The following is an 8,048-nucleotide window of genomic DNA, read 5'->3' as shown; positions in this document are numbered from 1 at the left end:
GGTTACAGAATCAATCTGTCGTTCATGTAAGTATTGCCTCCTAGATAAGCCTCGAAGCCATCTAGAAACACAGAAAGATGCCTACACCAAGCACACAAACAACCAGTGACATCACCCTCACTTATAAGTATTTACTCACCTTCAGCACGCTCAGTGCTGTTTTCTTCTGTTGGCTCTACGTGACTAAACCTACAGTAATAACCCATGCGACTGCAGAAGCTCAAGAAGGCCCTAGTGTGCAATCAGACCTCGCTGACACTGCAAGTAAACATGAGACCATGACTACAAGTAATAGCTTCGCCAATCTAGCTAATTCAAAACTCCCAGGAGAAGTAAGTAGCAGTGCCGCCCCTGCACAAATAAGCGCAGTAAATAAAAATTCAAACATTCCACTCCCAGTGAGTGATTCCACTAAAGATTTGGTTGGTTTTGAAGAGACCAACGACCGTGTGCAGCATGTAATCACGGCTCAAAGCAACAATTCATCAGAGCGTATCATTCTCGAAGTCCCAGTTATTTATAAAACGCGCGCCCTTAGATTCGGGCCTGAGCAGGCACATGAAGCGTCGAGAGTCTTGCGCGCGCTCAAAATTTACCAATCACAGATTAAAAAGCTTCACCAAGATGGCAAAAACATACAATTGGCTTGGGATAGTTTACTTATGAGTGCTCAACCTGTTGCGGCGCTTCGAGCCGACAGCCCTTCACTTCCACAAAAATCGAGCTCACACCCTAGTATGCTTCCTGAAAACAGTGCATCAACAATCAAGCTTTCAAACTAATGAACTACGTTTCTATCTATTTATTCCTCCTTCTACCTCTTTCGAGTATGGCCCAAGATGCACCTGCGGCCATCATTGTAGATGATACCGACCTTACTGAATACGATTCAGACAATTCCCTCACTGGAAAGGAAGTAGAAACCTCACAAAGTCTTGATGCCTTGGAACCTAGTGAAAACCTTGACAAACCAGAAAAGTCTGAAGAGACGCCAGAATCAGTATTAGTAGTAGTAGAACATGAACCTTTGCCTAGGCAACCAAAAGATATGAGGTTACCTGAGCCTAATGAACCAGTCACCGTAAAGATCGAATTACCGGAGCAAATCAATTTATCTGAAGCTCAAACTGGAACTTTTCAGCTCCTTACTCCATGGGCTCCTAAACCGATGCAAAAGCCTCCTATTGGCTGGCGTTATATTCCAGCTGAGCAAGAAAAAGCTTACCCTATCAAAGTCAAATTGACTACAGGTAAAACACTTTCTCTCAGCGTCACTCCCTACACCCTTGTTCCTGAAATATCCAGTAGGATTATCCAAGCAAGAGAACCAGGATACGAACCTAGACGTGGGTATCAACAAGTTCACAGTATTTCTGCTTCCCTCCGTACGACCACCAATAATTTAGAACAAGCTGGAAACTCTTTAGATCAAAGTATTGCTAATCTTGCAGCTCTTGTTGATTCACTCCCCAAATAAAGACTCAATATGCACAATCTTTTAGCAGTCGCGTGTGCGAGCATCACAGGTATTTCACTTGGAATTGTCCTCAACCATAAACAGAGCCTCGGCTCCATAGAACCGGAACTACAACACACAGCAAATACGTTGCACAAAAATGGCTCTCATTACTACACGTCTGCACTGGACTCTGAAACACTTCACCATTCAACACCAGTGGCGGATGCACATGCTATCGGCAGTAGCCAAGTTGAGAGAAAACTCAACAAACTAATAGAACTACAAAATACTATGAGGAATCAACAATCTGAGCTAAACCGCGAACTCAATGCCGTTCAATTCCGCTTAGATACGCATAGCGCTAGCTTTCGCCCCCTTCAGTCAGAGAGAGAAACAGAAGCTCTCAGAACAAACCCTAGCCCATTCCCCCCTCTACTACCTCCTCGCCAATAGTCTCTATTAGGGCGATAAAAAATATTTAAGATTACATGAGAAAGGAGCGACACCAGATCACCAGAAAAATAGGGTCCGGAGGCTTTGGTTGCGTGTACCAAGCTCGTGACACTCACTTGGATCGCGACATCGCCATAAAACGTCTTAAAACAGAGAATTACACGAATCACATTGAGCTCAAAGAGCAATTACTAACAGAGGCCAAAGTCCTAGCTGGTCTAAGACATCCTAACATCGTTTCTATATACGATGTTATTGAAACTGAAACTGGAGGAGATATAATCATGGAACTTATCGAGGGTGTCACTCTCGATAAAGTAGTAAAAGAAGGAAATCTTGACTTCCAACAATTTCTTTTCATCGCCACGCAACTACTGAGCGCTATGGCTACAGCGCATGAACACAGTATTTTACACTGTGACCTGAAGCCTTGCAATATCATGCTAACTGAGCTCGATCGCTCTAACTACCAAGCTACCGTATTAGACTTTGGTATGTCTCCTTCACAGGATGATACTTCCAGCAGTAAAAGTGGGCATCAGAGGATTGTTGGCTCCATTCATTTCATGGCTCCTGAAGTAATCGAGTCTAATGTCAACACTGAGGCTTCTGATATTTACTCCATTGGTTGCCTCTTCTACTACGCCCTTACTGGAGAGTTTGCCTTCACTGGCGATTCTTCCGTGGTCATTATGGCGTCGCACATACGCAATGACTTTATTCCCATTAAAGAGCACCTGCCTAATCTTCCCAACTCTTTTTGTGAATGGCTTGAGTCACATATTCACTACAAGCAAGAGGACCGTATTGAAAGTTGCCGAGAGTCACTAAATGCTCTGTTGCAGCTAGAAGGCATTGACGCTATTAAAAGTCTTTCTAAAATTTCCTATGATAGTCATTTAAATAATTCGATGCTAAATTCGCTGGCGCCTATCACAAAAGCCACTGTGAAGCTATCTGCAAAACAACAAGCTGAATTTGATAATAGTAAAAGAGCTAAAACAGTTACGCCAGCTCAGGATATGATTCCTATGTCAGAGCGTGTCAATCAAGTCAGACCACAAGACATGTGGTACTTTTCAATAGATGGAAAGCGTAAAGGCCCGGTTCAGTTTTCAAAGATCTGTGAACTCATTGCAGAAGGGTTCATCCGCTCAAATGACCCCATCTATCAATATCGAATTGGAGAATGGACTCCAGCTGTTCAGATCCCGGAATTCACAGAAGAATTTAAAATGGCTCAAGCCATGCCGCCCAGGCCCGAAAGGAAAGAGCAAATTAGCCTGCGAAATTCTCAAGGCATACGAGCGCAAGGTGCTGCTGGGATAACTTCACAGATTCGTGTGACGCAGGACAAAAAACCTCCGTTTCCTATCGAAATTACTGTCGCGGTAGTTCTCAGTTGTCTCGTTGCTACATTTCTCTTCTTTCAGCCCAGACTCTGGCAAGGTTGCTTAGTGGTCACGTCTTTGCTCTTCCTTTTGGCCTCTCTCATACTCACTCGCATCCGAATGATTCAATGTAACCCTAAGTGGCTAATTCCAGCGATATTGTTACCAGTGGTGAGTGACTTCACTTTCGCATGCTTAAAACCAAAACACGGGGCTCAGAATTTTCTTCTGCTGATCTTTGGAGTACTACTTTTCCTCTATAGTTCTAACCACAGATATCCAAATGACTTTCTGTATGAATTCCATTTAGAATTCACCAGTAAACTGCTTAGTCAATAAGCTACGATGTACACAGAATAGATTATTACCAATCTGCATTATGCCCACGAGTATCAACGTGAGTAAAGCTACTATAGCGACCAACACCACCAGCAAATCTACCACGAGAACGAATATTCCGAGCTACCTTTGAAACCGTGTAGGCAGAAACACCTTTAAAACGAACATCAACAGCTCGATTCTCTAAATGCTGAGAACGGCTACGCCCACGCACTGCACGATTATATGCCGGGCTGCGGTAAATGGAGAGCAGTTCAGATACAGGCGATCTCATACTTGAAGCCATTGCATCAATAACTCTCAACGTTGGCGCTATACGGCTCCACATATAACGGGGAGGAAGGCTATTCTTAGTTCTGCCACGGGCTTTGAAGTGTGGTTTCAGTACCATATACGGCGTAACATTTTTCAAGCGTAGGCCTTTGATGTAATTAGCATAGCGAAGTACGTCATTCCCTTTTTGGTTAACCCAATCTTGAGGTATTCCGGCAACAGGTTTGGTACTGTAAAATAAACCCGCCTTTGCGTTTTGCAGTGACATCAGGCAAGATCCAGCAAATGCACCTAGTACAGCTAAGAAACGACGACGGCCAGTCAAAGCCAGTGGTCCGTATGTGTCGCTCTCTTCATGCATCTCACTATTTGTGAACACTGAAGCGCCCGATGACCAGAGGAAAATCAAGAATTTACTCTATCTTTAAACTTTACGTAGAAATTTCAGTCTTTTCACAAACAAGTACGATATGAGAAAGAGCCAATCCAGCTCCACCTCAAAAGTTATCGCTCCTGTATGACCTTCAGCATGTCGTACACACAAAAGAGAATTAAAAAGAGCACTCCTACGCATAATGCTCCCCAATAGATGCAAAACAACCACACACTTTCCGCTAAAAACTCATCTATAAGCCAAGTCCCTAGTGCCAGCATACCCACCCAAAAAAGTAACATGCCCATCATCAATTTACGACGGGCTTGCCTATCGTGAAGAATCGCACGTGCTATTTGGGCACTCTCTTTACTAGTTTTGATGCTACCCATTTTAGAATGTCAGTTTAGCATAAGCTTCCCAGAAATCCTTAGTTTGCTGAGCACTGGGCACTAACTCGATCACTGATGCCTTTTGTGCCGGCTCAATATCAATAGCATCAGTGCTGGTGAATTTCTGATAATCCATGTCCCACATTTGAGCCCATTGCTCAAATTCGAAACCATGTGTGTTTGCCACGATTTGCTGAGTTGGCTCCGACATGTTCTTCACTCTTGGCAAACGTTCAAATATTCTACCTCCACCATTATTGATCACCACAATCACACGGCCACTTGCCTCACAGCCATCGAGTAGACTAGGGCCAGACATATCATAGAGGGCTGTAAGGTCACCAACAACACTCCATGAATCATCTAGACCGTGAGTTAAACCTATCCAAGTCGACAACTGGCCATCAATTCCATTGGCACCACGGTTCGCGCGCACATTTTCTGACGGGTAATCGCGTTGTGCAAACTGTCCCCATTCACGGATAGGAAGGCTATTTCCAAGGTAAATACTATCAGCCACAGTGGAGTAAATAGAAAGCATTCGGACCATTCCAGGCTCACTATCTGGGTACATCTCAAGCAACTGATCAATCTGCCCCCAGCGGCCACGACTGAGTGCCAACATGTCTAAGGCATCTCCAAGCTCCCCGATTTCACCTAAGCCTCTGAGAACTCGCCCGACTTCACCAAGTATCACATTGCTCTCGCGAGCTAAGCCAGAGAAGCCCGTTCGCGTAATCGAAAATACATCCACCTCTGGCTGACCTTCCAAATCACGCCAAAATCTACCTACCGGAACTTCACCTATACGAAGCACTGATTGTGGCGAAGCTTCCCTTAACAACCTTTCAGGGTCGGCCAATAGTAGGGGACCGAGTAATTCTCTTAGCCCAGAAGCTGCATCTGCGATAACTGGTACTTTTATTTCTTTTAAAAAGTTGAACACCTCTTCTCGATCTTCTGGCTCTAGTCCACCTACGCAAACAACCAAGCCTTTCCAGTAATTCGCAAAGAAGTGCACTAGTTGACTCACATCAAAGTTTTCCCGTCTGCTAGCAAATGGTATCAAACTGGCCTGCACGGGCCTAGCCACTTCGTCCTCCTGGAGGCAAACATTGATGTGCCACGGCTCCCTGCCATTCCATTCCTGAAACATCTCCCTCCCCACTTCTGCCACATCAACACAGCCCCCCACATAGTTCGAAAAAATACCCACTTGATCAATCGACTGAGGAGCTCCAGAGCCACGATACTCAGCTGGTCTATCGGCCGTGATCACAACAAGCGGGCGGCCTTGATAATGACTTTCAACCAGAGCTGGCAAGAGTTCAGCCACCGCCGTGCCTGAAGTTGTCACAATGGCACATGGTTCCCGTGAGTCCATGATTCTCCCCAATGCAAAAAATCCAGCTGAACGCTCTTCAAAATGTGACCAGATAACCGCATCGTCACTACTTACTAGCGCCTCAACAATACTCAGGTTTCTAGCACCTGCACACACCACATATTCCCGAACTCCAGCCTTCAAGCAGGCCTCAATCACCGATGTTCCTACTGCTTCGTTTTTCACGCACCACCTCTACCCTAAGTTTGCAATTTGGAAAACTTTAATACTTCGGCAGATCAAAAATTGAGTTCAACTCTCACTCATCATAGATTTCATGTATCCACACTGGACGGCTCACATATCCCCTATAGTATCTGCCAAAATTTCAGTGAGCAGTGAGTCCAAATAAAACACATCCATCCAAGTTGAAAACCGTGATCTCTAGGTTTTCACGCGTGACTAGCTCCGGCAACTACATGCCTGAGATCGACGGTCTCCGCTTCGTCGCCATCATGGCTGTGCTTCTCTACCACGCTCACATTCTCTATTTTGCGAATCCAATACCGCAAGGTGTGAGTTTTCCGGTCAACTGGGACTGGCTCAACTTCGCTATCGGCCAAGGCTGGTTTGGCGTACAGGTCTTTTTTGTCATCAGCGGTTTCGTTCTAGCACTCCCCTTTGCTGGACATTCTCTAAAAGGGCGCAACCCGGTCAACCTCAAGACCTACTACTCGCGCAGAATGGTGCGGATAGGCTTCCCTTATTTAATAGCTCTCACTCTAGGACTGCTTTTTCAAATCATTCAGGGGGTCAGTTTCCTAGAATGCTTGGCGCATTACGCTACTGGAATTATCTATTCTAATAGCCTATTCTACAATGGTGAGCTAAACCCACTACTCTTTGTCTCGTGGACACTAGAGATTGAAATACAATTCTACCTCCTGGCTCCTCTATTATGCAAAATTTTCACTCTACGGTCCTCGACTCTTAGATACCTCATCTTGCTTTCTAGCATCTACATAGTTTATTCCTGCGTGAATCATTTGGGTCACCAATTTCCGAGTGGCATTTGGTCTCGATCGATATTGGGCCAACTTCAGTTCTTTCTTGCCGGCCTACTCCTCGGTGATATTTACCTCAAATTTTGGAAAGAACGGAGCAACTCTACATGTTCCGCACTCGTGTTCGATGCTATAGGCATTGCAGCTTGGCTATTTATTCCTTTCGCTCTCAAAATCAATGGATCGCATTCCTGGCTGGCTTACTTATTGCTCATTGCATTTACTTGCATCCTCAGAGGTCGACTTCTAAAATCCCTATTGTCTCTGCCGCTGATCGCTACAATAGGCGGTATGTGCTATTCCATTTATCTCTTTCATGGACACATCCTCTACTTTCTCCACATCAACTTCATCACTCCAATCTTTGGACTGCAAAAGGGCAACTGGCCGTTCAATCTTGTACCTCTCACCCTACTCATCACCCTCACATTATTCGCTTGTTCTGTAGCCTACTACTACATCGAGCGTCCAAGCATGCGCTGGGGTAGCAAAAAGAGCTAAGACAGCCTAGTGTTCACCAAGAGTTTCGATCAGGTAGAACCCTAATCTGAAGGTTAGATTTTTTAGGTCGTTAGAGAAATTTGAATGTATTGAGTTATTAACTCGTATGGCGAAATATTTCCCATTAATGTATGCCTTCGATGCGTATTGTTAATCAACTCCGATATGGTCGAAGGGCTTTTTTTCGCCTCTACCCTTGTTTCAAAATACCCACATTTAGGCCATAATTCGCCTTGAAGCGTTGAGTAGAAGCTCTGACATGTTGCGCTATTGTAGCTATGTTCTTTACGCGGATTCAAGAGGCTAGCGCAATCGGGGTTGGTGCTTAAAATATATCATGATGAGCTGCATAGCCTAAACATTTATTGGTCGAGAGTTGAGGAGACCTTCTACTTTTTTAACCTACTCAAGCTCACCTTGAGTAAGTCGGTTGCCTTTGGGAAATATTGGCGAATGAATTCGTTGGTGTCTTCGTTAAG

Annotated in this window: 8 protein-coding genes; 5 read left to right on the top strand and 3 right to left on the bottom strand. The window is 44.7% G+C overall.

Annotated elements, in window-relative coordinates; genetic code table 11:
- Nucleotides 1–77: 77 nt before the first annotated feature.
- Genes ABGY95_RS04635 through ABGY95_RS04620 form a run of 4 tightly spaced genes read left to right on the top strand, consistent with a single transcriptional unit; the run spans nucleotide 78 to nucleotide 3,642 of the window.
- Entirely contained in the window at nucleotides 78–782 is a 705-nt protein-coding gene (locus tag ABGY95_RS04635) for a hypothetical protein (protein WP_347440529.1), read from the top strand.
- On the top strand, nucleotides 782–1,477 hold the full coding sequence (locus ABGY95_RS04630; protein ID WP_347440528.1) for a hypothetical protein: 696 nt from the start codon (nucleotides 782–784) through the stop codon (nucleotides 1,475–1,477). The genes ABGY95_RS04635 and ABGY95_RS04630 overlap by 1 nt, the downstream gene beginning before the upstream one ends.
- A 9-nt stretch (nucleotides 1,478–1,486) precedes the next feature.
- On the top strand, nucleotides 1,487–1,912 hold the full coding sequence (locus ABGY95_RS04625; protein WP_347440527.1) for a hypothetical protein: 426 nt from the start codon (nucleotides 1,487–1,489) through the stop codon (nucleotides 1,910–1,912).
- A 35-nt stretch (nucleotides 1,913–1,947) separates the two neighbouring features.
- Entirely contained in the window at nucleotides 1,948–3,642 is a 1,695-nt protein-coding gene (locus tag ABGY95_RS04620) for a protein kinase (protein WP_347440526.1), read from the top strand.
- Between the two features lie 25 nt (nucleotides 3,643–3,667).
- Here ABGY95_RS04620 and ABGY95_RS04615 read toward each other — a convergent pair whose 3' ends face one another.
- From ABGY95_RS04615 to menD, 3 genes are all read right to left on the bottom strand, one after another.
- The gene (locus tag ABGY95_RS04615) at nucleotides 3,668–4,276 is read right to left on the bottom strand and encodes a D-Ala-D-Ala carboxypeptidase family metallohydrolase (protein ID WP_347440525.1); all 609 of its coding nucleotides are present in this window, start codon (nucleotides 4,274–4,276) and stop codon (nucleotides 3,668–3,670) included.
- Nucleotides 4,277–4,419: 143 nt separating this feature from the next.
- Nucleotides 4,420–4,680, bottom strand: coding sequence for a hypothetical protein (locus tag ABGY95_RS04610; RefSeq protein WP_347440524.1), 261 nt, complete (start codon nucleotides 4,678–4,680; stop codon nucleotides 4,420–4,422).
- Nucleotide 4,681: 1 nt separating this feature from the next.
- Complete coding sequence (menD, locus tag ABGY95_RS04605) at nucleotides 4,682–6,250, bottom strand: 2-succinyl-5-enolpyruvyl-6-hydroxy-3-cyclohexene-1-carboxylic-acid synthase (protein WP_347440523.1); 1,569 nt, start codon at nucleotides 6,248–6,250, stop codon at nucleotides 4,682–4,684.
- A gap of 191 nt (nucleotides 6,251–6,441) precedes the next feature.
- On the opposite strand from menD, the gene ABGY95_RS04600 reads away from it, so the two are divergent.
- Nucleotides 6,442–7,569, top strand: coding sequence for an acyltransferase (locus ABGY95_RS04600; RefSeq protein ID WP_347440530.1), 1,128 nt, complete (start codon nucleotides 6,442–6,444; stop codon nucleotides 7,567–7,569).
- The last annotated feature ends 479 nt before the right edge of the window (nucleotides 7,570–8,048 follow it).

Origin of the sequence: Rubritalea sp., from assembly GCF_039830215.1 — a bacterium.
Taxonomy (GTDB): Bacteria; Verrucomicrobiota; Verrucomicrobiia; order Verrucomicrobiales; family Akkermansiaceae; genus Rubritalea.
The sequence above is the reverse complement of the archived record's forward strand: the minus strand, read 5'-3'. Positions and strand labels throughout refer to the sequence as shown.

Excerpts from the sequence above, each read along its gene's own strand:
- ABGY95_RS04635 (WP_347440529.1), top strand. The coding sequence starts at position 78 with ATGCCTACACCAAGCACACAAACAACCAGTGACATCACCCTCACTTAT.
- ABGY95_RS04630 (WP_347440528.1), top strand. The coding sequence starts at position 782 with ATGAACTACGTTTCTATCTATTTATTCCTCCTTCTACCTCTTTCGAGT.
- ABGY95_RS04625 (WP_347440527.1), top strand. The coding sequence starts at position 1,487 with ATGCACAATCTTTTAGCAGTCGCGTGTGCGAGCATCACAGGTATTTCA.
- ABGY95_RS04620 (WP_347440526.1), top strand. The coding sequence starts at position 1,948 with ATGAGAAAGGAGCGACACCAGATCACCAGAAAAATAGGGTCCGGAGGC.
- ABGY95_RS04615 (WP_347440525.1), bottom strand. The coding sequence starts at position 4,276 with ATGCATGAAGAGAGCGACACATACGGACCACTGGCTTTGACTGGCCGT.
- ABGY95_RS04610 (WP_347440524.1), bottom strand. The coding sequence starts at position 4,680 with ATGGGTAGCATCAAAACTAGTAAAGAGAGTGCCCAAATAGCACGTGCG.